The organism is Frigoribacterium sp. VKM Ac-2859, from assembly GCF_013204925.1.
GTDB lineage: Bacteria > Actinomycetota > Actinomycetes > Actinomycetales > Microbacteriaceae > Frigoribacterium.
On record NZ_JABMLC010000001.1, the window covers coordinates 1132862 to 1159565 of the forward strand.

Sequence of the window (26704 nt, forward strand, 5' to 3'; positions counted from 1 at the left end):
ACGGGACCTCGGAGTCGTGAGCCGCGGGTGACTAGCGGAAGTTGACGAACTGCAGGTCGACGTCGAGGTCGGCCTTCTTCAACAGCGCCATGGTCGCCTGCAGATCGTCACGGCTCTTGGACTGCACGCGCAGTTCGTCGCCCTGGATCTGGCTCTTCACGCTCTTCGGGCCCTCGTCGCGGATGATCTTGCCGATCTTCTTCGCTGCGTCCTGCTCGATGCCCTGCTTGAGGGACGCCTCGATGCGGTACTCCTTGCCGCTGGCGAAGGGCTCGCCGACGTCGAGGTGCTTGAGGCTGATGCTGCGCTTGATGAACTTCGACTCGAGCACGTCGAGCACGGCCTTGACGCGTTCTTCGGTGGCGGCCTTGAGCAGCAGCTTCTCGCCGCTCCAGTCGACCGAGGCACCGACACCCTTGAAGTCGTAGCGCTGCTCGATCTCTTTCTGCGCCTGGTGGAGGGCGTTGTCGGCCTCCATCTTGTCGACCTTGCTGACCACGTCGAAGGAACTGTCTGCCATGGGGACCACCATACCGACGACCGACGAGGTCGGTGACGACCGCGCGCCTCCTCGGTTCCGCCGTCGAGGGGAGCCGAGGAGGCGCGCTACGGGCGACCGAGGACGTCAGGCGGGCGTCGACTCCGTCTCGACGGCGCGCGAGACGCGCACCATCTCGTCACGCTCCACGACCTTGACCCGGGCACGCTCGTGCTCGTGGGCCCCGCCGAGGGCGATCTCGTGCCCGTCGAGACGGTGCCAGCCCTCGAGGTCGGTGTACTCGACGCCGCGCTGCTCGAGCAGGGCCGGGATGGCCTCGTCGGACGGGTCGACCGGCTGCCACCAGCTGGCCTGGTCGTTGATGAGGTGCTTGACGGTCTCCATCGCGTCGCTCTTGGTGTGCCCGATGAGGCCGACGGGGCCGCGCTTGATCCAGCCGGTGGCGTAGACGCCGGGGACGATCTGGTTGTCGTCGTCCATCACCTGGCCCTCGTGGTTCGGGATCACGCCACGACGCTCGTCGAACGGGATGCCGTCGAGCGGGGAGCCGAAGTAGCCGACCGCGCGGTAGATGGCCTGGATCGGCACGTCGCGGAGCTCGCCCGTGCCCTCGACGCCGCCCTGCCCGTCGGGCCGGGTGCGCTCGTACCGGAAGGCCGCGACGCGACCGTCGGCGTCGCCGACGACCTCGACGGGCTTGGCGTAGAAGTGCAGGTGCAGGCGACGCGACGCCGTCCCGACCTCGCGCTGGCGCCACTGGTTCAGCACCTTGTCGATGACGAACACCTGCTTGTTGGTGGCGATGGCCGTCTTGGACGCCTCGTCGTGGTCGAAGTCCTCGTCGTAGACGATCATGTCGACGTCACGCACCTCGCCCAGCTCGCGCAGCTCGAGCGGCGTGAACTTGACCTGCGCCGGGCCCCGGCGTCCGAAGACGTGCACGTCGGTGATCGAGGACTGCTTGAGGCCCGCGTAGACGTTGTCGGGGATCTCGGTGGGCAGCAGGTCGTCGGCGTGCTTGGCCAGGATGCGGGACACGTCGAGCGCGACGTTGCCGACGCCGACGACGGCGACCGACGTCGCGTCGAGCGGCCAGGTGCGGGGGAAGTCGGGGTGACCGTCGAACCAGCTGACGAAGTCGGCCGCGCCGTAGCTGCCCTCGAGGTCGATGCCGGGGATGTCGAGGTCGGCGTCCTTGATGGCACCGGTCGAGAAGATGACGGCGTTGTAGTGCTTGCGCAGGTCGTCGAGCCCGATGTCGACGCCGTAGCGGACGTTGCCGAAGACCCTGATGTCGCCGCTGTCGAGCACGTCGCGCAGCGCGTTGACGATGCCCTTGATGCGGGGGTGGTCGGGGGCGACGCCGTAGCGCACGAGACCGTAGGGGGCCGGCAGCTGCTCGAAGAGGTCGATCGAGACGTCGAAGGCCTTTTCGGCCTTCGCGAGGATGTCGGCGGCGTAGATGCCGGCCGGTCCGGCGCCGACGATGGCCAGTCGCAAGGTGGTCACGGGTTCTCCCTAGATCTGGGGTGGCTCGGCGGGGCCGGCCGGTTGGACGATGGTGCTCGAGGACGAGACGGACGAGGAGGCGCGGCGCCGGTCAGGCGGACCGCTCGACCACGCGGTCGGCGAAGCGGGTGAGCGCCTTCTTCACGGGCCCGTCGGGCAGCGGGGACAGGGCGTCGAGGGCTTCGCGGGCCCACCGGTGAGCCTCGACCCGGGTGCGTTCGGTGACCTCGTGCTCACGGACGCGTCGGACCAGGTCGGCGAACTCGTCGTCGAGGTGGGCCGTCGCGTCGGCGAGCGACGACGACGTGCCGCCCTCGAGGGTCGGTTCACCGCTCGACCCGTGGGCTGCGGCACGCGTGGCGTCGACGATGCGGTCGATCTCGGACAACAGCGACGACGCCTCGAGGTCGGCCTGCGCCAGCTGCCGCAGGTACAGCACCGGGAGCGTGACGACGCCGGCCCGCAGGTCGGTGCCGGCCTTCTTGCCGGTCTCGGCGGGCTGGTCGGACAGGTCGATGACGTCGTCGATCAGCTGAAAGGCGATGCCGATCTTCTCACCGAACTCGGCGACGGGGGCGAGGTACTCACGCGGTGCCCCGCTGAACATGACGCCGGCGCGGGCGGCGGTCGAGATGAGCGACCCCGTCTTGTCGGCGAGCACGTCGATGTAGTGGGCGATCGGGTCGTCGCCCTCTCGTGGGCCGACCGTCTCGTGGAGCTGACCGAGGCAGAGCCGTTCGAAGGTCTCGGCCTGGAGCAGGATGGCCTCTTGGCCGAGCCCCGACACGATGGTGCTGGCCCGGGCGAACAGCAGGTCGCCGGCGAGGATCGCGACGTTGTTGCCCCATACCGTCTGGGCGCTGGGGACGCCGCGACGCATCTGCGCCTCGTCCATGACGTCGTCGTGGTAGAGCGAGGCGAGGTGGGTGATCTCGGTGGCCTGCGCCGAGGCGACGATCCCGGGGGTCGCGCCGTCACCCAGCTGGGCGATGAGCAGCGTCAGCGTCGGCCGGACGCGCTTGCCGCCGGCCGCGAGGAGGTAGCGCGTCGTGGCGTCGGCGATGTCGTCGGCGAAGGCGATCTCGCGCAGCAACCCCTCTTCGACGAGCTCGAGCCCGTCGTCGACCGCGGCCACGAAACGACGCTCGGTCGGCGTGGCGAACAGCTTCTCGCCGAGGCCGAGCGAACGACCCAGCGAGTTGCGCTGCGCAGGAGGGGCGCCGGCGTTCACGACGTGGCCCGCTTCGACCGCGAGGAGGAGCGCGCGGCACCCGACGCCGGCTTGCGACCCCGGTGCAGGGCGACGATGCCGAAGCTGAGGTCGCGGTGGGCGACGCGGGTGAACCCGGCACCGCGGATCCACTGGCTGAGGACCTGCTGCTCCGGCCACTGCTCGATGGACTCGGCCAGGTACGAGTAGGCCGGGCCGTTGCTGCTGGTGACCTTGGCGACGAGGGGCATGCCGTACTTGAGGTAGGCCCGGTAGGCGGCGCGCAGGAGACCGAACGGCGGAGTGGAGAACTCGCAGACGACGAGGCGGCCACCCGGCTTGAGCACGCGGTTCATCTCGGCGAGCGCGACCTTGGGCCGGCTCACGTTGCGCAGCCCGAACGAGATGGTGACGGCGTCGAACGTGTCGTCGTCGAAGGGCAGCGACTCGGCGTTGCCCTCGACGAACTCGAGCTCGGGGTGGCGTTCGCGGCCGACCTCGACCATGCCCTTCGAGAAGTCGAGGGCGACGACCTCGGCACCCCGCTGCGCGATGGCCGCCGAGCTGGTGCCCGTGCCGGCTGCGATGTCGAGGACCTTGTCGGCCGGACCGGCACCGATCGCCTTCACGGTGGCGATGCGCCACAGGACGGCGTTGCCCGCCGAGAGCACGTCGTTCGTGCGGTCGTAATGGCGCGCGACGCCGTCGAACATCGAGGCGACCTCGTCGGGTTGCTTGTTCATGTCGGCCTTGGTCACGATGGTGGATCCTACCGTCAAGCACTGGGGGTGTCCCGAGTAGGGTCGACGAGTGAAGTCCCCCGCGTCCCGCGCTCCGTCACTCGCCGTCCGCACCACGCGAATCGACCACGTCAGCCCGTTGCTCGACGTCGTCGACCGGGCGCGTCCGCTGGTCTTCGTCCGCGGCGGGGCGGGCATGGCGGGCGTCGGCGAGGCCCTCCGTCTCGAGTTCTCCGGGCCCGACCGCATGACCGAGGCCGCCGACGCCTGGCGTGCCGTGGCGGCCGCCGCCACGGTGCACGACGAGGTCGGCGTGCCCGGTACCGGGTTGGTCGCGTTCGGCTCGTTCGCGTTCGACGACGAGTCCGCCGAGACGAGCGTGCTGATCGTCCCGAGCATCGTCATCGGACGGCGCGACGGGGTCGCCTGGATCACGAGGGTGGACGACGCCGAGCTGCCCGCGGGGAAGCCGGTCGGCGCCTCCGTCCGCCTCTCGCTGGCCGACGGCGCCCTCGACGCCGGCGGCTACGCGACGGCCGTGGCCCGGGCAGTCGACGCCATCGGCGCCGGTCGGGTCAGCAAGGTCGTGCTCGCACGCGACCTCGTGGGCACGTTGCCCCCCGAGGCCGACCTGCGCCTCGTCGCCGCCACCCTGCTCACCGCGTACCCCGACTGCTACGCCTTCGCCGTCGACGGACTGATCGGGGCCAGCCCCGAGACGCTCGTCAAATCCGAACGGGGCGAGGTGTCGGCCCGGGTCCTCGCCGGAAGCGCGGCCCGTGGCGTCGACGCGGCCACCGACGAGCAGGCCGCCCTCGCCCTGGCGACGTCTCCGAAGGACCTCGACGAACACGCCTTCGCCCTGCGCAGCCTGTTGCTGTCGCTCGGACCGCACGCCCGAGACGTCGTGACGGGCGAGCAGCCCTTCACCCTGCGCCTCCCCAACCTCTGGCACCTGGCCAGCGACGTGCGGGGCCGCCTGACCGACGGGTCGAGTTCGCTCGACCTCATCGCCTCGCTGCACCCCACGGCGGCCGTCGCCGGCACCCCGACGCAGGAGGCGCTGGCCCTGATCCGAGAACTCGAACCGTTCGACCGTGGTCGCTACGCGGGGCCCGTCGGCTGGGTCGGCGCCGACGGCGACGGCGAGTGGGCCATCGCCCTCCGGTGTGCCCAGGTCGACCGGGACGGCTCGGTGCGGGCGTTCGCGGGGGCCGGCGTCGTCGGTGAGTCCGTGCCCGAGAGGGAGGTGGCCGAGACGGCCATGAAGTTCCGCCCCGTGGTCGACGCCTTCAGCCGATGACCGCGCCCGCCCCCGCGACGACGTGGTCGCGTCCGGTCGCCCTCGTCGTGGCGGCCGCGTTCTTCATGGAGAACCTCGACGCCACCATCCTGTCGACGGCGACCGCCACGATCGCGACCGACTTCGGCGTCCAGCCCGCGCAACTCGGACTCGCCGTGACCGGCTACCTCGTCGCCGTGGCGGCGTTCATCCCGCTGGGCGCCTGGCTCGCCGAACGCTGGGGCGCCCGCCGCGTGTTCCTCGCGGCCGTCGTGCTCTTCGTCCTCGCCTCGGTCGCCTGTGCCGCGAGCACCGACCTGGTCGCCCTCACGACCTCCCGGGTCGTGCAGGGCTTCGCGGGCAGCATGATGGTGCCGATCGGCCGACTGATCGTCCTCCGCAGCACCGAGAAGTCCGAGCTGATCCGAGCGATCGCCTACCTCACCTGGCCCGCGCTCGTGGCTCCGGTCGTCGCGCCGCTGCTCGGAGGACTGCTCACCGAGCACCTCGGCTGGCAGTGGGTGTTCCTGGTCAACGTCCCGGTCGGCCTCGCGCTGCTCGCGGTCGCCTGGAGGGTCGTCGCCTCCCCCGAGGTCGGTGACCGCCAGCCTCTCGACCTGGTCGGTCTCGTGCTCGTGGCGGGATCGATCGTGGCACTGGTGCTGGCGTTCGAGCTGCTCGGCGAGCCCACGACGCTCGTGCCGGGCGTGCTGCTGGCCGTCCTGGCGGTGGTGCTCGGCCTCGTGGCCGTGCGGTGGTTCCGTCGGGCGGCGCACCCGTTGCTCGACCTCACGGCCTTCCGCATCGGGTCGTTCCGCGTGACGAACCTCAGCGGATCGCTCTACCGGGCCGTCGTGAACGGCATCCCCTTCGTCGTCCCGCTGCTGCTTCAGGACGGTTTCGGCTGGTCGCCGGTCGAGGCGGGACTCATGCTCATGTGGGTGTTCGTCGGCAACCTGGCCGTCAAACCGTTCACGACGCCGCTGCTGAAGCGCTTCCGCGTGGTGCCGATCATCGTCGTCGCGACGGTGGCCCTCGCGGCGACCTTCGTCGCGGCCGCGCTGGTCGGCCCCGACACCTCGCCGGTCGTCGTGGCGGGGGTGCTGCTGCTCAGCGGCGTCTTCCGGTCCGTCGGCTTCACGGCCTACAACACGTTGCAGTTCGCCGACGTCCCGGCCGAGATGATCGGGCCCGCCAACGCCATCGCGTCCATCACGAGCCAACTCGCCGTGGGGCTCGGAGTCGCCGCGACGGCACTGGCCGTCCGCGTGGCCGACCTCGCGATCTCGACCGACGGCCCGGCACCCGCGGCGTCCGGGTACCAGGCCGCGTTGATCGTGCTGGCCGTGCTGGCCCTGCTCAGCCTGATCGAGGGGCTGCGGCTGCCCAAGGGGACCGGCGACGCGTTGCGGAGCCGCGCCTCCTAGGCTCCTGACCTCGTCGGCCGGTGGGCCGCTACGACGTCGCGAGCTTCGTCTTCTCGAGCTCGACGTCGAACTGCGCGACGGGCCAGTCGAGCCCGCGCGACGCGAGGGCGTCGATCAGCAGCTTCTGGACGGCGACCCGGGCGTACCACTTGCGATCGGCCGGCACGACGAACCACGGGGCGGTCCCGGTCGACGTGCGACGGATCGCCGTCTCGTAGGCGTCTTGGTAGTCGTTCCAGACGAGACGCTCCTCGAGGTCACCCGGGTTGTACTTCCAGTGCTTGTCGGGGCGGTCGAGTCGGTCCGCGAGGCGTTCCTTCTGCTCGTCGGACGAGATGTGCAGCATCACCTTGACCAGCGTGGTGCCGTTCGCGACGAGCTCGTCCTCGAACTCGACGATGTCGGCGTACCGCTGCTCGATGTCCTCGGGCGGCGCGAGGCGGCGTACCTTGCCGATCAGCACGTCCTCGTAGTGCGAGCGGTCGAAGACCCCGATCATGCCGGGGCCGGGCAGCTCGCGCCGCACCCGCCACAGGAAGTCGTGCGCGAGCTCGTCGGGCGTCGGCGACTTGAAGGCATGGTGCGCGACGCCCTGGGGGTCGACGGCGCCCACGACGTGCCGGACGATGCCGCCCTTGCCGGCGGTGTCCATCGCCTGCAGGACCAACAGCACGTTGCCGGTGCTGCCCCCGCTCCGGCTCTGCGCGAACATCTTCTCCTGGAGCTCGCTCAGGGTCTCGCGACCCGACTCGAGCGCCTGTTGTGCATACGCCTTGTCACCCGCGAAGCCCGGGGTGGACGAGGTGTCGACGTCGGCGAGCACGAAGCCCTCACCGGCTCGGAGGGACTGGGAGGGCGGGGTCGTCCACGTCTTGGCCATGCCCTCGACCCTACGACCGAGCGACCCGATCCGCCCTGCCGTGACGCGGACGCTCAGCGGGAGAGGGGCACCTCGATCAGCACCGGCGCGTCGTACCGGGCGACGAGGGCCTGGTCGAGCTCCGCCCGCGTGGCCGCCTCGACGTACTGCCAGCCGTAGGCCACGGCGAGTGCCGAGAGGTCGACCTCGTGCGGGGTGAACTGCACACGGGTCATCGCCTCGGGCGACGCGGTCGCCGCGACCTCGAGCCCGTCGAAGATGGTGCCGCCGCCGTCGTTGCCGACGACCACCTGCAACCGGGGCCTGGTCTCGCCGAGGCCGAGGAGCATCGAACCGACGTCGTGCAAAAAGGTCAGGTCGCCGACGAGCACCCGGGTGGTGCCGGCTGCGGGGTCGTCACGCTGGCTGGCGAGGGCGATGCCGGTGGCCGTGGCGATCGTGCCGTCGATGCCGGCCAGCCCACGGTTGGCGTGCACGGGGATCTTCTTGCCCGGCACGATCTGGTCGAGTTCGCGGATGAGCCTCGACGCACCCAACACGAGGCGGTCGTGTGGCCAGCTGACGCGCCACAGGGCCTCGGCGAGGGCGCGGCGCGTCACCGGCCGCCGCAGCAGCTGCACCTCGCGACGCAGGAACTCGGCCTGTTCGGCCGCCTCGGTGCGACCGGCCGAGCCCTCGGCCGTCCCGTCGGCCCCGGGACCGTCGGTCGCGTCCTCGGCCTCGAGCAGGCGACGACCCGTGTGCACCCAACGCCCGACCCACGCGCGATGGGCGGCGTCGTCGGTCGAACCGACCCCCGAGGAGGCGCGGTCCACCTCGACGGCCTCGACCACGCGCGCGGAGCGACCCGGGTCGTAGGCCTCGGCCCCCGCCGCACGGACGACCACGACCTCGACCCCGTCACGGGTGAGCAGCGAGGGGATCTGACGGCTGAGGGTCGGGTGCCCGAAGACCACCACCCGACGGACGCGGCCGCCGAAGTCGGCGTCGTCGAGCAGGGCACGGTACGACGAGACGAGGTGCGGCCCGAAACGGGCCCCGCTCGAGACCTCGGCCACGAGCGGGGCACCCAGTGCCCGGGCAGCGGCCTCGGCCTCGGGGCCGGCGGCGTGCCCGGCGACGACGAGGGTCGCGGGGTCGACGTCGACCCCGAGCGCGGATGGTGCCACGGGCGGCGCGACCTCGACCGGCACGGGGTGGGCGGCGGGCAGCGACTGCTCGCCCGACGACAGGGGCTCGCGGAACGCGACGTTGAGCTGGACCGGGCCGCGCGAACGCCCGAGGGCACCGTGCGAGTCGCCGCCGAGGGCCTCGGCGACGGCCTCGCGCGCGAGCGTGCGGACGGCCTCGTGGTCGACCGGACCGGAGCGAGGAGCCTCGACGTCGCGCACCCACCCGACGGCGCTCGCGAAGAGACCCGGTTGCACCGTCGTCTGGTTCGAGCCGATCCCGCGCATCTCGGAGGGACGGTCGGCGCTCACGACGATCATGGGCACACCCGAGTGGTGCGCCTCGAGCACGGCGGGGTGGAGGTTCGCCACAGCGGTGCCCGACGTGGTGATCACGACGCTCGGGACGCCCGTCTCGGCGGCGAGACCCAGCGCCAGGAATCCTCCCGAGCGCTCGTCGATGCGCACGTGGACCGACAACCGACCGGCGGTCTCGAACTCGGCGGCCGCGAGGGCCAGGGCCTGGCTTCGGGACCCGGGGCTGAGCACCACGTCGCGGACACCCGCGTCGGCGAGGGACGCGAGCAGCGACAGGGCGTACTCGGTCGACGGACTGGTCACTTACTGCTTGCCGGTCTTGTCGTCGTTGTCGAGGTCGAGCAGCTCTTGCTCGAGGCGACGGATGCGCTCGTCGGTCGTCTCGCGGTCGAGGTCGCTCGTCGTGCGCCAGGACGTCCCCGAGAACTCGGGGTCGTCGTCGGGTGCGATGGTGCGCGTCGCGGCGGGGCGGCCGCTCTTGCGCGCCCGCCCGAGCACGAACCACAGCACCGCGCCGATGACGGGGAGGAGGACGATGATGACGGCCCAGAGGGGCTTGTTGAGGGCCCGGAACCGTGAGGCGTCGGCGAACAGGCAGTCGATGAGCGCGAAGATGACGAATGCCGCCGCGGCGACGATGCCCACGATGAAGAGCCTGACCATGGACCGAGCCTAGTTCTCGATCCGGTGCAACGCCTGATGGTCGGTCGGCCGTTGCGGAGCTGTGACGTACGGCGCGAGGCGGTTCCGCACCGCGCCTCCTCGGCCCGTCGGATCGCGGCCGCACGGCCCGTCCGCCGCGGGGCGGGCGCACACCTCACGGACCGTAGACTCCTCGTCGTGAAACCCTGGCTCAAGTACTCGATAGTCCGCCTCGGCCTGTTCGCGGTCGTGCTGGGCCTGCTGCTGGTGCTGAGGTTCGACCCCTTCTGGGCCACGCTGATCGCGGCGGTCGTCGGCTTCTGCGTCTCGTACCTGTTCTTCGCGCCGCTGCGCCGGAAGGTCGCGCTCGACCTCGCCGACCGCCGGTCGCGCCCGGCCAAGCTCGACGACGACTCCCTCGCCGAGGACGAGGCCATCGCCGAGGACGACGGCGAGCGCGCACGCCGCATCGACGGCCAGGCCTGACCGCCCCCGGGCCGCGAGCCCGGGCCGCGAGCCCGGGCCGCGAGCCCGGGCCGGACCCTAGAAGAAGAGCGCGGCCGACAAGGCGAGAGCCCAGACCAGGGCCGTCAACGACGACAGCTGCAGGGCGAGGATCAGCTCACGGGGCGTCTTGCCCGTGACGCCGATCACCGCGGCGGGCACCGCGACGATGAGCGTGAAGTAGACGTAGGGCGCGTGCAGGTACAGGAACGCGAAGTACACGAGGATGAAGAACGGCAGCAGCAGGAACAGCGCGTAGAGGGCGCGCGCCACCGGGTCGCCGACGACGACCGCGAGGGTGCGCTTGCCGGCGGCGGTGTCTTGCGGGATGTCGCGCACGTTGTTGATCATCAGGACCGCGCAGGCGAACAGCCCGGCGGCGACCCCCGCCACCCAGGCGTCGAACGGGAACTCGCGCAGCTGTACGAAGGTCGTGCCCACGGTCGCGACGAGCCCGAAGAACACGAAGACGAAGAGCTCGCCCAGGGCGTTGTAGCCGTAGGGCCGTTTGCCGCCGGTGTAGAACCAGGCGGCCACGACCGCGGCGGCGCCGACCGCGAGCAGCCACCAGATCTGGGTGATGACGACGACGACGACACCGGCGACGGCCGCGAGGGCGAAGAACGCCAGCGCCACCTTCAGCACGGTCTTCGGACGGACGCTGCCCGAGCCGGTCAGTCGCGAGGGCCCGACCCGGAAGTCGTCGGTGCCGCGGATGCCGTCCGAGTAGTCGTTCGAGTAGTTGACGCCGATCTGCAGGAACACCGCGACGGCGAGGCAGAGAAGCGCCAGGGTGAGGTCCCAGCCACCGTTCGCCCGGGCGACACCGGTGCCGAGGGCGACCGGGGCGATGCCCAGCGGCAGGGTGCGCAGGCGGGCACCGCCGATCCAGTCGCCGGTTGTCACGCGACGGACCGGCTGCTTGCCGGGCCGCCCGCCCGGTCGGCCACCGGGGCGGCCGTTGCGCTTGGGGGTCGAGGTCTTCGTCTTCGCCACGTGGTCGAGTCTAGTTCGCAGCCGGCTATCAGCTTGCCGCGAGGCCGGCGACCAGGCGGGTCAGCGCCACCCGGTCCGGCTTGCCGCTCGCGAGCACGGGCACCGCGTCGACCCTGACGATGCGATCGGGTGCCGCGGCTCGACCGGCGGCGGCGGCCACCGCGGATCGCAGTGCCGCCAGGTCGTCGGCGGCCGACGGCGCAGGAGCCGCGGTGTCGGTGACCACGACGGGCACCTCGCCCCACCGGGCGTGCGCCGCGCGGACGACCACGGCGTCGGCGAGCCCCGGCTGCTCGCGCACGACCCGCTCGACGACGCCGAGCGACACCTTCTCGCCACCCGAGACGATCACGTCGTCGAGCCGGCCGCTCACGGTCAGCACCCCGCCGGGCGACACCGTTCCGGCGTCGCCCGTGCGGTACCAGCGCAGGCCGTCGCGCGTGACGAAGGCCGCAGCCGTGCGCTCGGGGTCGTCGAGGTACCCCTCGGCCAGCGACGGCCCGCTCAGCTCGACCTGGCCGTCGACGACCTCGACGCGGGTGCGGCCCACGGGCACGCCGTCGTACACGCACCCGCCACTGGTCTCGCTCGACCCGTAGGTGCGCACGACGGTCACCCCGAGCCGACGGGCCCGTTCGACGAGGGGGCCGGGAGTCGCCTGCCCGCCCACCAGGAGGGCGTCGAAGCGGCGCAGCACGTCGGCCACGCCGGCGTCCTCGTCGGCGGCGTCGAGCGCCGTCGAGAGCTGCGCGGGGACGAGCGACGAGTACCGCAGAGGGTGCTCGAGCCGACCGGCGGCGGCGACGAAGTCGGCGACGTCGAAGTGGCCGGGCGTCAGCAGGGCCGGCTCGGTGCCCGAGGCGATCGAGCGGACGAGCACGTTCAGCCCCGCGACGTAGTGCGCCGGCAGGGCGAGCACCCACTGCCCGGGCCCGGCCAGGGCACCGTCGGCCGCGGCGGCACCGGCGAGCACCGCGTCGGAGGACAGGGCCACGCGCTTCGGGCGTCCGCTCGAGCCGCTGGTCTCGACGACCAGCGACACCGCCTGCGGCACGAGTCCCGGGAGGTCGGCGGGCACACGGTCGTCCGTCCGGGGCGCCACCGCGGGACCCCCCTCGAGCGCGACCCGGAGGGCGTCGAGCACCGCACCGGGCTCACGTGCGTCGACCGCCCGCAGGGTGCGCGTCATCAGTACTGCCAGGGGAAGGGCGACCAGTCGGGAGCACGCTTCTCGAGGAACGAGTCGCGTCCTTCGACGGCCTCGTCGGTGCCGTAGGCGAGGCGGGTCGCCTCGCCCGCGAAGACCTGCTGACCGACGATGCCGTCGTCGGTCGCGTTGAAGGCGAACTTGAGCATGCGGATGGCGGTCGGCGACTTCGTCAGGATGGTGCGCGCCATGGCGAGCGCCTCGCGTTCGAGGTCGACGTGTGGCACGACCCGGTTGACGGCACCCATCTCGTGGGCACGGTCGGCGCTGTACTCCTCTGCCAGGAAGAACACCTCGCGAGCGAACTTCTGCCCGATCTGCTTGGCGAAGTAGGCGCTGCCGTAGCCCGCGTCGAACGACCCCACGTCGGCGTCCGTCTGCTTGAACCGACCGTGTTCGCGACTGGCGATCGTCAGGTCGCAGACGACGTGCAACGAGTGGCCGCCACCGGCCGCCCAACCGGGCACCACGGCGATGACGACCTTGGGCATGAACCGGATGAGCCGCTGCACCTCGAGGATGTGCAGCCGCCCCGCCGACGCCGGGTCGGGCACGTTCGCCTGGTCGCCCTCTGCTTTGTAGCCGTCACGACCGCGGATGCGCTGGTCGCCACCGCTGCAGAACGCCCAGCCCCCGTCCTTCGCGCTGGGACCGTTGCCGGTCAGCAGGACGACCCCGATGCGGCTGTTCATGCGGGCGTCGTCGAGCACCCGGTAGAGCTCGTCGACCGTGTGCGGCCGGAACGCGTTGCGCACCTCGGGGCGGTCGAAGGCCACGCGGGCCACCCGCCCGTCGAGGCTGTGGTGGTAGGTGACGTCGGTCAGGGCGTCGAACCCCTCGACCCCCCGCCACTCGGTCGGATCGAACAGGTCGGACACCTCGGAAGCCATGTCGCCAGCCTAGCGACGGGGTCCGACCTCGCCGCCTGGCGGGGTCAGACCGTCGAGACGAACCGCCCGATCAGCCAGACGAGCACGAACGGGTTCGACAGCGAGCTGAGGACCACCGCGGCCACCCCCCACCACCGGCCGCGGCGCAGGACGGCGGCCATCAGACCGATCACCCCGACGACGACGGAGGCCAACAGGGTGACCAACGCGAGGACGGCGGCCGGGCTCACGGCGTCCGCGGCCAGGAGTCCCAGGGCCACACCGTCGAGTGCGAGCAGCACGACGGCCAGGACGAACGTGACGACGCCGAGGCGTCGGCTGCGCGCAGGGTCGAGCACGTCGTGACCGGGACCGTCGAAGACCCGGAGGCCGTCGGCCTCGGACGAGGCGCGGCCGAGGCCGTCGCGCCCCGGGTCGGAGGGATCGTCGGGTGAGGGCTCCGGTCGTCGGACGGGTTCGGGTTCGCGGTCGACCATGACGCACGACCTTACCGGGGTCCCCGGTGCGACACTGGGCGGATGCCGACCGTCGACCGCGCACCGTCCACGACTCCCCCGCTGCCTCCCCTGGCCGACCTGGTCGAGGGTGCCCACGTCGTCCGTCTCCCCCTCCGCACCCGGTTCCGCGGACTCGACGCACGCGAGGCCCTGCTGGTCGAGGGCCCGTCGGGCTGGACCGAGTTCAGCCCCTTCGTCGAGTACGGACCGGCCGAGGCGGCCGCCTGGCTCGCGGCCACGATCGACTTCGGCTGGGGCCGGCTCCCCGAGGGGGGCGCCCGCCGGGTGGCGGTCAACGCGACCCTGCCGGCCGTCTCCGCCGACCGGGTGCCCGACGTGCTCGCCCGCTACCGCGGCTGCCGGACGGTCAAGGTCAAGGTCGCCGAGCGCGGTCAGACCCTCGCGGACGACATCGCCCGCGTCGCGGCGGCCCGCGACTGGGTCGGCCCCGAGGGGCGCGTCCGCGTCGACGCCAACGGAGGATGGTCCGTCGAGTCGGCCGAGGAGGCGCTGGTCGGCATGGCACCGTACGCCCTGGAGTACGCCGAACAGCCCTGCGCCACGGTGCCCGAGCTCGCCGAGCTGCGACGCCGCGTCTCGGGGTCGGGCGTGCTCGTCGCCGCCGACGAGAGCGTCCGCAAGGCCGACGACCCGCTGGCCGTGGCCCGGGCCGGGGCCGCGGACCTCCTCGTGGTCAAGGCCCAACCGCTCGGCGGCGTCACCGCCGCACTGCGCATCGTCGCGGCGGCCGGGCTGCCCGTCGTCGTGTCGAGCGCCCTCGACACGTCGGTCGGGCTCAGCATGGGGGCGCACCTCGCCTCCGCCGTGCCCGGGCTCCGCCACGACTGCGGGCTCGGCACGGCCGCCCTGCTCGGGGCCGACGTCACGCGTGATCCCCTGCTGCCCGTCGACGGAGAGATCGACGTGCGACGGGTCGAGGTCGACGTCGACCTGCTCCGCCGCCACGCGGTGGACGACGACCGACGCGACGTGTGGCTGGAGCGGCTGCGCGCCTCCTACGCCGTGCTCGCGGGCTGACGCCCCGTCGCACGCGGCGCCGGGCGACGCCACGGCGTCGGTGCGTCAGAGACCGGAGTACGCGTGGAGGCCCTTGAAGAAGACGTTGACGACCGAGAAGTTGAACATGACCGCGGCGAAGCCGATGATCGACAACCACGACGACCGGGCCCCGCGCCACCCACGGGTCGCCCGCGCGTGGATGTACCCGGCGTAGAGCACCCAGATGATGAAGGTCCAGACCTCTTTGGTGTCCCAGCCCCAGTAGCGGCCCCACGCCCGCTCGGCCCAGATGGCGCCGGCGATGAGGGTGAAGGTCCAGAGGACGAAGCCGACGAGGGCGATGCGGTAGGCCAGGTCTTCGAGGCGCTCGGCGCCCGGGAGGGTGTCGAGGAAGCGCAGGCCGGCGAGCTTGGACTGCTCACGCTTCGTCTGCACGAGCTGGGCGGCCGAGAGCCCGGCGGCGATGGCGAAGAACGCCGTGCCGAGGATGGCCACGAAGACGTGGATCACCAGCCAGGCGGACTGGAGCGCCGGTGGCAGCGGCGAGACCGCCACGTAGTAGTTGACGGTGCCGATCGCGAGCAGCACCAGGTTGAGGCCCATGACGTACGCGCCGAGGAACCGCAGGTTGACCACCAGCTGGACGGCCAGGTAGACCCCGACGATGATCGCGGTGCCGGTCAGCGAGAACTCGAACATGTTCGCCCACGGCACGCGACCGGCGGCCAGTCCACGCAGGACGACCGAGGAGACGTGGACGACGAACCCCAGGAGCATCATGGCGATGGCGACGCGCTCGAAGCTCGAGGCCTTGGCGGACCCACCGGCGGCGGGGACCGCCCCGCCCGCTCCGCCCGACGGCCGGTCGAGGACGACGGTGCTGCCGCCCGACGACGAGCGCGAGACGGTGGTGGTCGCGAGGGCCTCGGCCTTGGCCGCACGGGCCGCCGCCTGCTGGGCGTCACCGGACCGCTTCGCCAGGTCGAGGGCGAAGGCCACGAACGAGATCGTGTAGATGGCCATCGCCGAGTACACGGCGACGAGCGAGTAGTAGGCGAGGTCGGCGGTCACCATCAGATCTTACGTCCGCGTCCCCCGGCGGCGGGGCCGGGTTTCTCGACGTCGTGACGGGCCGGGTCGTCGGCGACCTCGCGCGCGACGTCGGCCGGGACGCCGAGGCCGCCCAGGTGCGCCTTGGCGATGTCGCCGACGGCGCGTCCGAGCGTGGGGTCCTCGCCGCGGGCGAGCCCGGCGTACTCGAGCCGGACGCCGTCGCCGGTCTCGGTGGCCTTGACCCAGACCCGACGGCGCGGCACGAACAACGCGGTCAGCAGACCGGCGAACGAGAGCCCCGCGAACAACAGCACCCAGACCTGCGAGGGGTCGTGGTGGATGTCGAACGAGGCGAACCGCTTCACCCCGTCGAAGGTGATCGTGCCGAGACCGTCGGGGATCGTCGCCGTCTCGCCCGGGATCAGCTGGACCGCTTTCTCTTGCGCGTCGTCGTCGGTGCCGGCCAGCGGGGTCAGACCGTCCGTGTCGAGCGTGTAGACGGACGTCGGCACCCCGGCGTCCAGCCCGAGGTCGCCCGAGTAGACGTTCAGGCTGAGCACGGGGTTCGTGGTGTCCGGGTCGGTGGACGTCAGGGCCCCCGTGCCGTTGTCCGCCGCCGTGGGGTAGAAGAACCCGATCATGCCGAGCTGCCGGGGCAGGGCGTCGGGCACCTTGATGACGCCGAGCGAGGTGAGGTTGGTGTCCTGCGGCAGGAACGGGACCGTGTCCCGGAACGCGACGTTGCCCTCGCCGTCGCGCACCGTCACGTCGACCGCGTAGCCGTTGCCCAGCAGGTAGACGTTCGAACCGCCGATCGACAGGGGCGAGTTGACCTTGATCTGCGTCTTCTCGGCGTCGCCACCCCGCGCCTGCGCGGTGACGTCGGCGGTGAAGTCGGTGGCCATGCCGGCCGCGCCCGCGGTGTCGGGCGCGTACTCGGTCGAGAACCGGTCGAGCGCGATCGAGAAAGGCGACAGCTGTGCCTCGTCGAACCAGCGGCCCGGGTTGAACGAGTCGTACGAGCCGAGCACGTTCGAGAAGGTCTGACCCTCGACGACCACGCGCTGGCCCGAGTAACCGAAGCCGCCGCCGACGCCGACGGTCAGGAGGACCCCGACGAGCGCCGAGTGGAACACCAGGTTGCCGGTCTCGCGCAGGTAGCCGCGTTCGGCGCTGACCGAGTCGCCGAAGACCTGCGTGCGGTAGCCGGAGCGCTTCAGCTGGGCCCGGGCCGCGTCGACGGCACGGGCGGCCGTGATCGAGGCCTCACCCGCGCCTCCTGCGGTCTCGAGCGTGATCGACCGGTACCCGGCCAGGCGCGACAACCGCGCGGGGGTCTTCGGGGGTCGAGCTCGCAGCGCCTCGAAGTGGTGCCGGGTGCGCGGGATGATGCAGCCGATCAGCGAGATGAAGAGCAGCAGGTAGACGGCCGAGAACCAGGGCGACGAGTAGGTGTCGAAGACGCCGAGCTTGTCGAGCACCGGGAACAGGTCGGGGTGGTCGGTGCGGTACTGGACCACGCCGTTGGGGTCGGAGGTGCGCTGCGGCACGAGCGAACCGGGGATCGCCGCGACGGCGAGCAGCATGAGCAGGAAGAGCGCGGTCTTCATGCTGGTCAGCTGTCGCCAGAAGAAGCGCAGGTAGCCGACGGGGCCGAGCTTCGGCTGCGTGATGCCCGCGCCGTCGGAGGCCGCCGGGCGGACCGAGTCGATGTGGTCGCTCGGGCGCAACGGGTCGCCGCCGACGTCGGTGGCGTCCGCGTCGGTCAACCCGGTGTCGCTCCGCCCGGTGTCGGTCCCGGCGGCCACCGAGGAGGCGCGGGTCGCGTCGCCCCCGTCGCGGTCAGACGATCGTGCCATAGGTCGCGATCACCGCCCCGACGTGTGACATGAGGCTGGACCAGAGGCCCGTGACCATGAGCAGACCGATGAGCACGAGCAGTGACCCTCCGACGATGTTGACGACGCGGATGTGCCGCTTGACGAACGAGATGGATCGTGACGCCCAGCCGAAGCCGAGCGCGACGAGCAGGAACGGGACCCCGAGGCCGATGCAGTAGAAGGCCCCGAGCAGGACGCCCTGCCAGGCCGAGCCCGAGCCCAGGGCGAGCACCTGCACGGCGGCCAGGGTGGGTCCGATGCAGGGGGTCCACCCGACGCCGAAGACGATGCCGAGCAGGGGCGCCCCGGCGAGACCCGTCTTCGGGAGGAACCCGGGCTTGAGGGTGCGTTGCAAGAACGTGAACTGCCCGATGAAGACGAGACCGAGCAGGATCACCACGACGCCCATGACCCGGGTGACGACGTCGCGCCACTGGATCAACCAGAACCCCGCCGAGGCGAAGGCGAGCGAGGTGCCGACGAAGACGACCGAGAAGCCGAGGATGAACAGGACGACGCCGAGGACGAGCCGGCGGCGGTCGCGGCGCCGGGCCCTCGCCTCGGTCGCCCCCGTCGTCAGACCGCCGACGTAACCGAGGTACCCCGGCACGAGCGGCAGCACACACGGCGACAGGAACGAGATGAGCCCCGCCAGCAGGGCCACCGGCAGGCCGACCGCGAGCTGACCGCCCACGACCGCGTCGAAGAAGGGATTGCCCTGGTACACCTAGGACGTCTCGGCGAGGGTGTCGGAGATCAGGGTGTCGAGGATGCCGGGCCCGTCGAGACCGCCCAGGATGCGCGCCGCGATGCGGCCCTGCTTGTCGAGGACGATCGTGGTCGGCACCGCGTTGGGCGCGATCGTGCCGGCGAGGGCGAGCTGGACCGCCCCGTCGTTGGCGTCGACGACCGACGGGTAGGTGACGTCGAAGGTGCGGGCGAAGGCCAGGGAGGTGTCGGCCTGGTCGCGCACGTTGACGCCGAGGAACTCGACGCCCTTGTCGGCGTAGGACTGGTTGAGCTTCTCCAGCTCCGGTGCTTCGAGACGGCAGGGCGGGCACGCCGCGTACCAGAAGTTGAGGACGACGACCTCGCCCTCGTGGTCGGTTCGCGAGACGGTCTCGCCCGCGTCCGTCTCGGCCGTGAACGCGACCGGGTCGGTGCGGTCCTCGGGCGCGATCTCGGTCACGGTGCCGTTGCCCGAGATGTAGTTCTCGGTCGTGCCGTTGCCGTACTGCTTCGCGAGGTCGTCGGCGGTGGACGAGCACCCCGTGGCGACGACGCCCAGGACTGCAGCGAGCGCGAGGCCCCGGACCACGAGTCGGGCTCGGGTCGGACGGATGGTCTTCTGGCTCACACTGCTCCCAGGTCGACGGCGGACTGGTTCAAGTGTGCAGCGGGTTCCTGGTAGCCGACCTCGACGAAGCCCCCCTCGCGGCGTTCGAGCGTCGTGATGCTCGAGAGGGTGCAGCGGCGGCGGCGCGGGTCGTGGAACAGGCGGGCGCCCGTCACGCTCCGGTGGACCATCCAGATGGGCAGCTGGTGGCTGACGAGCACGACGTCGCCCTCGTCGACGCTCGACCAGGCCTCGTCGACCGCCGAGAGCATGCGGGCGGCGATGCTCACGTAGGCCTCGCCCCAGCTCGGCTTCAGGGGGTTGACGATCCAGGGCCACTCGGCCGGCACCTTGAGCTGCTTGGCGATGGTGAAGTCGCTGCGACGACCCTCGTACTTGTTGCTCGGCTCGATCAGCCGCTCGTCGACCTGCGTCTCGAGCCCGAAGGCCGACGACCACGGCGCCGCGCTCTCGCGGGTGCGCTGGAGCGGTGAGGCCACCACGGCGCGGACCGGGACGCCCTGCTCGTGGAAGGCGTCGGCCGAGGCGGCCGCCATCCGGTGGCCGAGGTCGCTCAGGCCGAACCCGTCGAGGCGGCCGTAGAGCACGTGCTCGGGGTTGTGCACCTCACCGTGCCGGACGAGGTGGATCTGCTGCGCGGGCATGCGGACGAGTCTAGGTCGGGACCGCCTGCACACCTCCCACACGGGAAGCCCCAAGCTCGCCGTGGTCCGCCGGGGCCGTCCGGCGGGTCGCGCGAGGCGGTGACTGTAAACTCGGGCCTCGTGATCGAACGCACCCTCATCAAAGACCTGTCCGCGCTGCCCGACGGACCCGTGACCGTGACCGGCTGGGTCGAGACGGTGCGCGACCAGAAGAAGGTGCAGTTCGTCGTGCTCCGCGACGAGACGGGCGCCCTTCAGCTGGTCCGCCCCCGTACCGCGGCCGACGTGCTCGAGGCCGCGGGCGAGACCGACGACGTCGCCGACGCGATCTCGTCGCTGTCGCAGGGCAGCTTCGTCACCGTCACGGGCGAGCTCAAGCACGACGAGCGCGTCAAGCTCGGCGGCATCGAGGTCAAGGTCGAGACGCTCGTCATCGACTCGCTGGCCGACCCCGAGACCCCCATCGCCGCCGACAGCGGCATCGACAAGCGCCTCGACTGGCGCTTCCTCGACCTGCGCGTCCCCCGCAACGCCCTGATCTTCCGCGTGCAGACGACCTTCGAGCACGCCCTGCGCACCTGGTGGATCGAGCGTGACTACGTCGAGATCCACACCCCGAAGCTCATGGCGACCCCGAGCGAGTCGAACGCCGAGCTGTTCAAGGTCGACTACTTCGACGGTGTCGCCTACCTGGCGCAGAGCCCCCAGTTCTTCAAGCAGATGGCCCAGTCGGCCGGCTTCGGCAAGATCTTCGAGATCGCTCCGGTGTTCCGTGCCGACCCGTCGTTCACGTCGCGTCACGCGACCGAGTTCACGGGGGTCGACGCCGAGATCAGCTACGTCGAGAGCCACGAGGACGTCATGCAGATGCAGGAGCAGCTGCTGGCCTTCGCGTTCCAGGCCGTGGCCGACAAGCACGGCGCCGAGATCAAGGAGCTCTTCGACGTCGACGTCGTGGTGCCGACCGTGCCGTTCCCCCGCATCCCCTTGGCCGAGGCCAAGCGCATCGTGGCCGAGCGCGGCTACGAGGTGCCCCGGGCGGATGCCGACATGGACCCCGAGGGCGAGCGCCGCATCGCCGAGTACGTCGCGGAGGAGTTCGGACACGACTTCGTGTACCTGACGGACTACGATGCCTCGATCCGCCCGTTCTATCACATGCGTCATGACGACGACCCGCAGCTCACCAAGAGCTACGACCTCATCTACCGCGGCACCGAGATCACCACGGGTGCGCAGCGCGAGCACCGCATCGAGGTGCTCGAGCAGCAGATCCGCGAGAAGGGCAAGAAGCCCGAAGAGCTCTCGAGCTACCTCGACTTCTTCCGCTACGGCGCCCCGTCGCACGGCGGCTTCGGCATGGGCCTCGCCCGGGTGCTGATGCTCATGCTGAACCAGGCCAACCTGCGTGAGGTGACCTTCCTCTTCCGCGGCCCCACGCGCCTCCAGCCGTAGCTCCTCGCCACCGACCACAGAAGCCCCGACGAGAGTGTCTCGTCGGGGCTTCTCGTCGTCGTGCGCCGTCGGCCGTCCTCAGCGGACGGCCGCGCGGAGCGCCGTCCGGAGCCGCTCGGGCTCGACCCGCCAGATGGTGTGCACGCGACCGTCGATCAGGACGACCGGGATCTCTTCGGCGTACTCGGCGGCGAGCTCGGCGTCGTCGAGGATGTTCTTCTCGTCGACGACCATGCCGGCATCGACGAACTCGGCTTCGGCCAGCACGCCGTGCACCGCGGAACGGGCGTCGTCGCACAGGTGGCAGCCCGGCTTGGTCAGGAGGGTGATTCGCGGTTCGGCCATGCCCTCAAGGGTAGCGAGGGCCGGCTGGCGCCCGGGCACGACGAAGGCCCCCGGCGACCGGTGGTCGGCGGGGGCCTTCGCGTCGAGCGACTACTTCTTGTTGCGACGCTGGTGACGAGTCTTGCGAAGCAGCTTGCGGTGCTTCTTCTTCGCCATGCGCTTGCGACGCTTCTTGATGACAGAACCCATAGAGGACCTCACTGATTTCTGGATTGGACCGACCGGGTCCGAAACAGAACCGCGGAAAAATGCCTCGGGTCAGTCTACTAGGACGGCCCGAGAAAGTCGAAGTGGGCCTACCCGACGTCGGCGATGCCGATTCGCAGCACGGCCGCGACGGCCGATTCCGGCACGCGGAAGGACCGCCCGAAGCGGATCGCCGGCAGCTCGCCCGAGTGGACCATGCGGTAGACCGTCATCTTCGACACGCGCATCATGTCGGCCACCTCGGCGACCGTGAGGAACCGCACATCCGACAGATCCTGCGACATGACCCTGCCTCGTCTCGGGCCCCGGGCGGGGCTGTGGAGCAGACGGGTGTTCCCCATGTGCCTGGGGGCAACTCTAGGGGCGCGTGTGACTCGGTGTAAAGGTGCCCGGGCCGCTACTGGCCGGTGCGTCCCCACCGCTTGCGGACGGGGTCGATGACGCGCTCGTCCAGGGCCCCGAGCGCGCTCTGGGCGTCGTGCAGGGCCGAGGAGGCGCGGTGCTGGGCCCCGGCCGCGTAGCGACCCAGCGTGCTCCCGACGTCCTCGGCGTCGGGCAGGTTCTCGGCCGCCCGCCGGAGCGGGGCGGGGACGGAGGCCCCGGCCCAGGCGGCGAAGGGCGTGCTGGCCAACGCCTCGGAGGTCAGCGAGTCGGCACTGACGAACGGGATCAACCAGTCCTCGACCACCTCGAGCGGCCCCGACTCGAGCGAGTAGTACCGGTGCTGACCTTCTTCGCGGACGCGCACCAGACCGGCCTCGCGCAGCACCCGGAGGTGCTTCGAGACGGTCGGCTGGCTGACGCCGAGGGACGTGACCATCTCACCCACGCTGATGTCGGCATTGGCGGAGTCGGTCGACAGCGAGGCGTCGAGCAGCACCTTCAAGAGGTCTCGGCGGGTGGCGTCGGCGATCACGGCGAAGATGTCCGGCATGCGACCAGCGTAGTGACCCGGGATAGCATGACCGTCGTGACTCGCGCCCCCGTCGCCGGTCGACGCCGCCCCTCGGACCCCGGCCGCTCGCCCTGGCGCAGACTCAGCGACGCGATCGACGACATCGGTCGCAAGTCGCCCGCGCGCTTCGCCATCCTGATCTTCACCGGCCTCATCGTCGTCTTCACCCTGCTGTTCTCGTTGCCGATCGCCTCGGCCGACCGGACGATCACCCCGCTGGCCGACTCCGTGTTCACGGCCGTCTCGGTCATCTGCGTGACCGGCCTCGCGACGGTCGACATGGCCACCCACTGGTCCCTGTTCGGCCACGTCGTCATCTTCGTCGGCGTGCAGATCGGGGCGATCGGCGTGCTCACGCTCGCGTCGATCATGGGCCTCGTCGTCTCGCGCAAGCTCGGCCTCCGCGCCCGGCTGATGGCCGCCGGCGACCAGAACCCGCTGCGGGTGCACGCCGGCCCCGTGCCCGAGGGGCAGGCCGTGCGACTCGGCGAGATCGGTGGCCTGCTGACGACGGTGGCCCTCAGCTCGTTCGTGATCCAGCTCGTCATCGCGGTGCTGATGATCCCCCGCATGCTGATCGACGGCATCCCCGTCGGCGACGCGGTGCTCGACAGCTTCTACTACTCGGCGATGGCCTTCACGAACACCGGGTTCACGCCCAACGCCGAGGGTCTGGCCGCGTTCGAGAACGACTACTGGTTCCTCAGCCTGATCATGGTCGGGGTCTTCCTCGGCAGCATCGGGTTCCCGGTGATCTACGCCCTGGCCCGGAACCCCCGCAACCCCCGGCGCTGGTCCGTCCACGTCAAGCTGACCCTGCTGACGACGGCGATCCTCATCGTGTTCGGCATGGTGCTCTACATCGTCCTCGAGTTCGACAACCCGAAGACGTTCGGCGGCATCGAGGCCGGCCCGACGGTGTTCCAGTCCCTGTTCCTCAGCATGATGACGAGGTCGGGCGGTTTCTCGACGATCCAGATCTCCGACCTGAACGGATCGTCGCTCCTCGTCACCGACATGCTGATGTTCATCGGCGGCGGCTCGGCGTCGACCGCCGGAGGCATCAAGGTCACGACGCTCGCGGTGCTGTTCCTGGCGGCCTTCGCGGAGGCACGCGGCCAGCGGTCGATGGAGGCCTTCGGCCGCCGCATCCCCAGCGACGTCCTGCGCCTGGCCGTCAGCGTCGTCCTCTGGGGCGCCACGATCGTCGCCGTGTCGAGCATCCTGATCATGCACATCACGAAGGAGCCCCTCGACCACGTGCTGTTCGAGTCCATCTCGGCGTTCGCCACCTCGGGGCTCAGCACCGGCCTGACCGACCGCCTGCCGGACTCGGCGAAGTACATCCTGGCGGTCACGATGTGGATGGGCCGCGTTGGTACAGTGACACTCTCCGTCGCCCTGGCCGCCAGCCAACGACGCCAGCTGTTCACCCGAGCCGAGGAGCGACCGATCGTTGGTTGACAAGATCAAGCACGACGCCCCGGTGCTCGTCATCGGCCTCGGACGCTTCGGCGCCGCGACCGCCGGACAGCTCGAACGGCAGGACCGTGACGTGCTCGCCGTCGACACCGACGCCGGGCTCGTGCAGAAATGGGCCGACCGCGTGACGCACGCGGTGCAGGCCGACGCCCGGAGCATCGACGCCCTCAAGCAGATCGGCGCGCAGGACTTCTCGATCGCGGTCGTCGCCGTCGGCTCGTCCATCGAGGCCAGCGTGCTCATCACGGCCAACCTGGTCGACCTGAAGGTGCCGCAGATCTGGGCGAAGGCGATCAGCCAGTCGCACGGCAAGATCCTCGCCCGCATCGGCGCAAACCACGTCATCTACCCCGAGCGCGAGGCCGGCGAGCGCGTCGCGCACCTCGTCTCGGGCCGGATGCTCGACTACATCGAGTTCGACGACGCCTTCGCGATCGTCAAGATGTATCCGCCGAAGCCCGTCCGCGGTGCCTCGTTGGCCGCGTCGAACATCCGCAAGAAGTACGGCATCACGATCGTCGGCGTCAAGAGCCCCGGTGGGGCGTTCGTCGAGGCGACCCCCGAGACGGTCATCAGCAACCACGACCTGATCATCGTGTCGGGCGACAGCCGCGCCATCGAGCGCTTCGCCGCCCTCGAGGGCTGATCGCCTAGCGCCCTTCGGCGATCTCGCGGTTGCGGGCCAGGGCCGCCTGGGTCGCCCGCTCGAACAGCTCGAGCAGACCACCGTCGGCGAGTTCGGCCACGGCGCGCTCGGTCGTTCCGCCAGGGCTCGTGACACGGCGACGGAGTTCGGCCGGTGCGGCGTCGGCCGGCAGGACGTCGCTCGTCGCGAGCAGCTCGCTCGCGCCACGGAACGTGCCCTGCACCAGGGTGGCGGCCTGCGCGCGGGTGAAGCCCAACGCGACCGCCGCCTCCTGCAGTTGCTCGACGAGGTAGAAGACGTACGCGGGGCCCGAACCCGAGATCGTGCTGAGCGCGTCGATCTGCGCCTCGGGGACGACCACGACGTCGCCGACGACGGCGAAGAGCGACCGGGCCAGGGCCAGGTCGGCGTCGGTCGAGCGCGACCCGGCGCTCAGGCCGGTCACCCCGAGACCGACGTGCGACGGCGTGTTCGGCATGGAGCGCAGCACCGACACGGACTCGGGCAGCGCCGCCTCCATCGTGGCCGTCGTCACGCCGGCGGCCAGGCTCACGACGACGGCACCCGCGTCGAGCACGGGACCGATCTCGTGCAGCAGGTCGACCACCATGTGCGGCTTGACGCCGATCAGCACCAGCCGCGCACCGACGACCGCGGAGGAGTTGGCGCTCGGATCGGTCTCGGTGGCGAAGGAGGTGACCCCGCCGTGCCGCAGCGCGCGGGCCTTGACCTCGGTGCGGTTCGTCACCCGCACGCCCCCGTCGACGGACACCTCGGGGTGCAGCAGGCCCTGCAGGATCGCGCCGCCCATCGAGCCGGCTCCGAGAATCGCTGTGGTGGGGAGGGTGGTGACCATCCGGCCATCCTAGGATCGACCAGGACCACACGAGGGGATCGAACCGATGAGCAGTCACGGCGGCAACAAGGCGATCATCGCCGCACTCAGCGCGAACCTGGGCATCGCGGTGACGAAGTTCATCGCCTGGGCGTTCTCGGGGTCGTCGTCCATGCTCGCCGAGGGCGTCCACTCCCTGGCGGACTCGGGCAACCAGCTCCTGCTGCTGCTCGGTGGCCGCAAGGCGAAGAAGGCCGCCGACGCCGACCACCCCTTCGGCCACGGGCGCGAACGCTACGTCTATGCGTTCGTCGTCTCGATCATCCTGTTCAGCGTCGGTGGCGTGTTCTCGCTCTACGAGGGCGTCGAGAAGCTGCGCGAGCCGCACCCCCTCGAGGTGCCCTGGCTGCCCGTCCTCGTGCTCGCCATCTCGCTCGCCCTCGAAGGGTTCTCGCTGCGCACCGCGATCCGCGAGTCCCGCCCGAGCAAGGGTCAGCAGAGCTGGGTCGCGTTCGTGCGCCGGGCCAAGGCCCCCGAGCTGCCGGTCGTGCTGCTCGAGGACGCCGCCGCGCTGCTCGGCCTGTCGTTCGCCATGATCGGCGTCGTGCTCACCTGGATCACCGGTGACGGCGTCTTCGACGCGATCGGCACCCTGGCGATCGGCGTGCTGCTCGTCGCGGTGGCCGTGATCCTCGGCATCGAGACGAAGAGCCTGCTCGTCGGCGAGGGCGCCTCGGCCGACGACGTCCAGAAGATCCGCGCCGCGATCACGGGCGGGCCCGAGGTCGAGTCGATCATCCACATGAAGACCCTCTACCTCGGTCCCGACGAGCTGCTCGTCGGCGTCAAGGTCGCGATGCCCGGCCGCACGGTGCTGGCCGACGTCGCGAGCGCCATCAACGCCGTCGAGTCGCGCATCCGCGAGGCCGTGCCGATCGCCCGCGTCATCTACGTCGAACCCGACGTCTGGGTCAAGCCGGGCCAGGTCGACCCGCCGACCGACGCGATCGTCATCCGCGCGGCCGACTGACCCGAGGAGGCGCGGATCGGCCCTC

General features: G+C 71.1%; 29 protein-coding genes. 8 read left to right on the plus strand and 21 right to left on the minus strand.

The annotated features are described in order from the left end of the window. Positions 1-31: 31 nt before the first annotated feature. From HQQ78_RS05210 to ubiE, 4 genes are all read right to left on the minus strand, one after another. Positions 32-520, minus strand: coding sequence for a YajQ family cyclic di-GMP-binding protein (locus HQQ78_RS05210; RefSeq protein ID WP_056047782.1), 489 nt, complete (start codon positions 518-520; stop codon positions 32-34). A gap of 105 nt (positions 521-625) precedes the next feature. Then, a complete protein-coding gene (locus tag HQQ78_RS05215) occupies positions 626-2008 on the minus strand; it encodes an FAD-dependent oxidoreductase (RefSeq protein ID WP_123570526.1) in 1383 nt (460 codons plus the stop codon). A gap of 91 nt (positions 2009-2099) precedes the next feature. Then, positions 2100-3239, minus strand: coding sequence for a polyprenyl synthetase family protein (locus HQQ78_RS05220; RefSeq protein ID WP_173151355.1), 1140 nt, complete (start codon positions 3237-3239; stop codon positions 2100-2102). After that, positions 3236-3976, minus strand: a complete 741-nt coding sequence (gene ubiE, locus HQQ78_RS05225) for a bifunctional demethylmenaquinone methyltransferase/2-methoxy-6-polyprenyl-1,4-benzoquinol methylase UbiE (protein ID WP_371740362.1) — start codon at positions 3974-3976, stop codon at positions 3236-3238. Before ubiE ends, HQQ78_RS05220 begins: the two co-directional genes overlap by 4 nt. A 52-nt stretch (positions 3977-4028) precedes the next feature. Between ubiE and HQQ78_RS05230 the strand changes: the two genes are divergently transcribed. Continuing rightward, entirely contained in the window at positions 4029-5261 is a 1233-nt protein-coding gene (locus tag HQQ78_RS05230) for a chorismate-binding protein (RefSeq protein WP_173151357.1), read from the plus strand. Continuing rightward, entirely contained in the window at positions 5258-6667 is a 1410-nt protein-coding gene (locus HQQ78_RS05235; RefSeq protein WP_173151359.1) for an MFS transporter, read from the plus strand. Before HQQ78_RS05230 ends, HQQ78_RS05235 begins: the two co-directional genes overlap by 4 nt. Before the next feature lie 28 nt (positions 6668-6695). Here the strand turns inward: HQQ78_RS05235 and HQQ78_RS05240 are convergent, their stop codons facing one another. The 3 genes from HQQ78_RS05240 to HQQ78_RS05250 are packed head-to-tail and all read right to left on the minus strand — an operon-like array spanning position 6696 to position 9697. Next, positions 6696-7547: a PPK2 family polyphosphate kinase gene (locus HQQ78_RS05240; protein ID WP_056046567.1), complete on the minus strand. Its 852-nt coding sequence runs from the start codon at positions 7545-7547 to the stop codon at positions 6696-6698. Positions 7548-7600: 53 nt separating this feature from the next. Next, the gene (gene menD, locus HQQ78_RS05245; protein WP_173151361.1) at positions 7601-9337 is read right to left on the minus strand and encodes a 2-succinyl-5-enolpyruvyl-6-hydroxy-3-cyclohexene-1-carboxylic-acid synthase; all 1737 of its coding nucleotides are present in this window, start codon (positions 9335-9337) and stop codon (positions 7601-7603) included. After that, positions 9338-9697, minus strand: coding sequence for a PLD nuclease N-terminal domain-containing protein (locus HQQ78_RS05250; protein ID WP_056046571.1), 360 nt, complete (start codon positions 9695-9697; stop codon positions 9338-9340). It lies immediately after the preceding gene. A 177-nt stretch (positions 9698-9874) separates the two neighbouring features. Here HQQ78_RS05250 and HQQ78_RS05255 point away from each other — a divergent pair, with 177 nt between their 5' ends. Next, positions 9875-10162: a DUF4229 domain-containing protein gene (locus HQQ78_RS05255; protein WP_173151364.1), complete on the plus strand. Its 288-nt coding sequence runs from the start codon at positions 9875-9877 to the stop codon at positions 10160-10162. A 57-nt stretch (positions 10163-10219) separates the two neighbouring features. Here HQQ78_RS05255 and HQQ78_RS05260 read toward each other — a convergent pair whose 3' ends face one another. Genes HQQ78_RS05260 through HQQ78_RS05275 form a run of 4 tightly spaced genes read right to left on the minus strand, consistent with a single transcriptional unit; the run spans position 10220 to position 13749 of the window. Then, the gene (locus HQQ78_RS05260; protein ID WP_173151366.1) at positions 10220-11176 is read right to left on the minus strand and encodes a 1,4-dihydroxy-2-naphthoate polyprenyltransferase; all 957 of its coding nucleotides are present in this window, start codon (positions 11174-11176) and stop codon (positions 10220-10222) included. 28 nt (positions 11177-11204) lie between these two features. Next, on the minus strand, positions 11205-12365 hold the full coding sequence (locus HQQ78_RS05265; RefSeq protein ID WP_173151368.1) for an AMP-binding protein: 1161 nt from the start codon (positions 12363-12365) through the stop codon (positions 11205-11207). Further along, positions 12365-13273, minus strand: a complete 909-nt coding sequence (locus tag HQQ78_RS05270; RefSeq protein ID WP_056046577.1) for a 1,4-dihydroxy-2-naphthoyl-CoA synthase — start codon at positions 13271-13273, stop codon at positions 12365-12367. The genes HQQ78_RS05265 and HQQ78_RS05270 overlap by 1 nt, the downstream gene beginning before the upstream one ends. A gap of 44 nt (positions 13274-13317) precedes the next feature. After that, positions 13318-13749: a hypothetical protein gene (locus tag HQQ78_RS05275; protein WP_056046580.1), complete on the minus strand. Its 432-nt coding sequence runs from the start codon at positions 13747-13749 to the stop codon at positions 13318-13320. Between the two features lie 42 nt (positions 13750-13791). Between HQQ78_RS05275 and HQQ78_RS05280 the strand changes: the two genes are divergently transcribed. After that, entirely contained in the window at positions 13792-14808 is a 1017-nt protein-coding gene (locus HQQ78_RS05280; RefSeq protein ID WP_173151370.1) for an o-succinylbenzoate synthase, read from the plus strand. A 45-nt stretch (positions 14809-14853) separates the two neighbouring features. On the opposite strand, the gene ccsB is transcribed toward HQQ78_RS05280, so the two are convergent. From ccsB to HQQ78_RS05305, 5 genes are read right to left on the minus strand one after another with little or no spacing between them, the layout of a single operon-like run. After that, positions 14854-15864: a c-type cytochrome biogenesis protein CcsB gene (gene ccsB, locus HQQ78_RS05285; protein WP_159826062.1), complete on the minus strand. Its 1011-nt coding sequence runs from the start codon at positions 15862-15864 to the stop codon at positions 14854-14856. After that, positions 15864-17702 carry a cytochrome c biogenesis protein ResB gene (locus HQQ78_RS05290; RefSeq protein ID WP_173151372.1) on the minus strand — a complete coding sequence of 613 codons (1839 nt, stop codon included), beginning with the start codon at positions 17700-17702 and terminating at the stop codon, positions 15864-15866. The genes ccsB and HQQ78_RS05290 overlap by 1 nt, the downstream gene beginning before the upstream one ends. Beyond that, entirely contained in the window at positions 17686-18450 is a 765-nt protein-coding gene (locus tag HQQ78_RS05295) for a cytochrome c biogenesis protein CcdA (RefSeq protein ID WP_173151374.1), read from the minus strand. Before HQQ78_RS05295 ends, HQQ78_RS05290 begins: the two co-directional genes overlap by 17 nt. Then, entirely contained in the window at positions 18451-19080 is a 630-nt protein-coding gene (locus HQQ78_RS05300) for a TlpA disulfide reductase family protein (RefSeq protein WP_236556940.1), read from the minus strand. After that, positions 19077-19724 carry a histidine phosphatase family protein gene (locus tag HQQ78_RS05305; protein ID WP_056046592.1) on the minus strand — a complete coding sequence of 216 codons (648 nt, stop codon included), beginning with the start codon at positions 19722-19724 and terminating at the stop codon, positions 19077-19079. The genes HQQ78_RS05300 and HQQ78_RS05305 overlap by 4 nt, the downstream gene beginning before the upstream one ends. 120 nt (positions 19725-19844) lie before the next feature. Here HQQ78_RS05305 and aspS point away from each other — a divergent pair, with 120 nt between their 5' ends. Then, positions 19845-21179: an aspartate--tRNA(Asn) ligase gene (gene aspS / locus HQQ78_RS05310; protein ID WP_173151376.1), complete on the plus strand. Its 1335-nt coding sequence runs from the start codon at positions 19845-19847 to the stop codon at positions 21177-21179. Between the two features lie 78 nt (positions 21180-21257). Here aspS and HQQ78_RS05315 read toward each other — a convergent pair whose 3' ends face one another. The 4 genes from HQQ78_RS05315 to HQQ78_RS16325 all read right to left on the minus strand — a co-directional run bounded on the left by HQQ78_RS05315 (position 21258) and on the right by HQQ78_RS16325 (position 22665). Further along, entirely contained in the window at positions 21258-21524 is a 267-nt protein-coding gene (locus tag HQQ78_RS05315; protein WP_173151378.1) for a glutaredoxin family protein, read from the minus strand. Between the two features lie 90 nt (positions 21525-21614). Further along, positions 21615-21713 (minus strand): 30S ribosomal protein bS22, encoded by a 99-nt coding sequence (locus tag HQQ78_RS05320; protein ID WP_003792170.1) that lies wholly within the window; start codon positions 21711-21713, stop codon positions 21615-21617. Between the two features lie 107 nt (positions 21714-21820). Then, the gene (locus HQQ78_RS05325) at positions 21821-22015 is read right to left on the minus strand and encodes a helix-turn-helix domain-containing protein (protein ID WP_043593002.1); all 195 of its coding nucleotides are present in this window, start codon (positions 22013-22015) and stop codon (positions 21821-21823) included. 113 nt (positions 22016-22128) lie between these two features. Continuing rightward, positions 22129-22665 carry a helix-turn-helix transcriptional regulator gene (locus HQQ78_RS16325; protein WP_082460318.1) on the minus strand — a complete coding sequence of 179 codons (537 nt, stop codon included), beginning with the start codon at positions 22663-22665 and terminating at the stop codon, positions 22129-22131. Positions 22666-22692: 27 nt separating this feature from the next. Between HQQ78_RS16325 and HQQ78_RS05335 the strand changes: the two genes are divergently transcribed. Together HQQ78_RS05335 and HQQ78_RS05340 are read left to right on the plus strand one after the other, a co-directional pair. Continuing rightward, the gene (locus tag HQQ78_RS05335; RefSeq protein ID WP_056046599.1) at positions 22693-24150 is read left to right on the plus strand and encodes a TrkH family potassium uptake protein; all 1458 of its coding nucleotides are present in this window, start codon (positions 22693-22695) and stop codon (positions 24148-24150) included. Next, positions 24143-24814 (plus strand): TrkA family potassium uptake protein, encoded by a 672-nt coding sequence (locus HQQ78_RS05340; protein WP_043593005.1) that lies wholly within the window; start codon positions 24143-24145, stop codon positions 24812-24814. Before HQQ78_RS05335 ends, HQQ78_RS05340 begins: the two co-directional genes overlap by 8 nt. Before the next feature lie 4 nt (positions 24815-24818). On the opposite strand, the gene proC is transcribed toward HQQ78_RS05340, so the two are convergent. Further along, entirely contained in the window at positions 24819-25670 is an 852-nt protein-coding gene (proC, locus tag HQQ78_RS05345; RefSeq protein ID WP_173151380.1) for a pyrroline-5-carboxylate reductase, read from the minus strand. Between the two features lie 46 nt (positions 25671-25716). Between proC and HQQ78_RS05350 the strand changes: the two genes are divergently transcribed. Beyond that, a complete protein-coding gene (locus tag HQQ78_RS05350; protein WP_159826054.1) occupies positions 25717-26679 on the plus strand; it encodes a cation diffusion facilitator family transporter in 963 nt (320 codons plus the stop codon). The last annotated feature ends 25 nt before the right edge of the window (positions 26680-26704 follow it).

Excerpts from the sequence above, each read along its gene's own strand:
- HQQ78_RS05335 (WP_056046599.1), top strand. The coding sequence starts at position 22,693 with ATGACCGTCGTGACTCGCGCCCCCGTCGCCGGTCGACGCCGCCCCTCG.
- HQQ78_RS05265 (WP_173151368.1), bottom strand. The coding sequence starts at position 12,365 with ATGACGCGCACCCTGCGGGCGGTCGACGCACGTGAGCCCGGTGCGGTG.
- HQQ78_RS05350 (WP_159826054.1), top strand. The coding sequence starts at position 25,717 with ATGAGCAGTCACGGCGGCAACAAGGCGATCATCGCCGCACTCAGCGCG.
- HQQ78_RS05250 (WP_056046571.1), bottom strand. The coding sequence starts at position 9,697 with ATGGTCAGGCTCTTCATCGTGGGCATCGTCGCCGCGGCGGCATTCGTC.
- HQQ78_RS05325 (WP_043593002.1), bottom strand. The coding sequence starts at position 22,015 with ATGTCGCAGGATCTGTCGGATGTGCGGTTCCTCACGGTCGCCGAGGTG.
- HQQ78_RS05280 (WP_173151370.1), top strand. The coding sequence starts at position 13,792 with ATGCCGACCGTCGACCGCGCACCGTCCACGACTCCCCCGCTGCCTCCC.
- proC (WP_173151380.1), bottom strand. The coding sequence starts at position 25,670 with ATGGTCACCACCCTCCCCACCACAGCGATTCTCGGAGCCGGCTCGATG.
- HQQ78_RS05240 (WP_056046567.1), bottom strand. The coding sequence starts at position 7,547 with ATGGCCAAGACGTGGACGACCCCGCCCTCCCAGTCCCTCCGAGCCGGT.
- HQQ78_RS05305 (WP_056046592.1), bottom strand. The coding sequence starts at position 19,724 with ATGCCCGCGCAGCAGATCCACCTCGTCCGGCACGGTGAGGTGCACAAC.
- HQQ78_RS05275 (WP_056046580.1), bottom strand. The coding sequence starts at position 13,749 with ATGGTCGACCGCGAACCCGAACCCGTCCGACGACCGGAGCCCTCACCC.
- ccsB (WP_159826062.1), bottom strand. The coding sequence starts at position 15,864 with ATGGTGACCGCCGACCTCGCCTACTACTCGCTCGTCGCCGTGTACTCG.
- HQQ78_RS05210 (WP_056047782.1), bottom strand. The coding sequence starts at position 520 with ATGGCAGACAGTTCCTTCGACGTGGTCAGCAAGGTCGACAAGATGGAG.
- HQQ78_RS05235 (WP_173151359.1), top strand. The coding sequence starts at position 5,258 with ATGACCGCGCCCGCCCCCGCGACGACGTGGTCGCGTCCGGTCGCCCTC.
- HQQ78_RS05320 (WP_003792170.1), bottom strand. The coding sequence starts at position 21,713 with ATGGGTTCTGTCATCAAGAAGCGTCGCAAGCGCATGGCGAAGAAGAAG.
- HQQ78_RS05290 (WP_173151372.1), bottom strand. The coding sequence starts at position 17,702 with ATGGCACGATCGTCTGACCGCGACGGGGGCGACGCGACCCGCGCCTCC.
- HQQ78_RS05315 (WP_173151378.1), bottom strand. The coding sequence starts at position 21,524 with ATGGCCGAACCGCGAATCACCCTCCTGACCAAGCCGGGCTGCCACCTG.
- HQQ78_RS05270 (WP_056046577.1), bottom strand. The coding sequence starts at position 13,273 with ATGGCTTCCGAGGTGTCCGACCTGTTCGATCCGACCGAGTGGCGGGGG.
- HQQ78_RS16325 (WP_082460318.1), bottom strand. The coding sequence starts at position 22,665 with ATGCCGGACATCTTCGCCGTGATCGCCGACGCCACCCGCCGAGACCTC.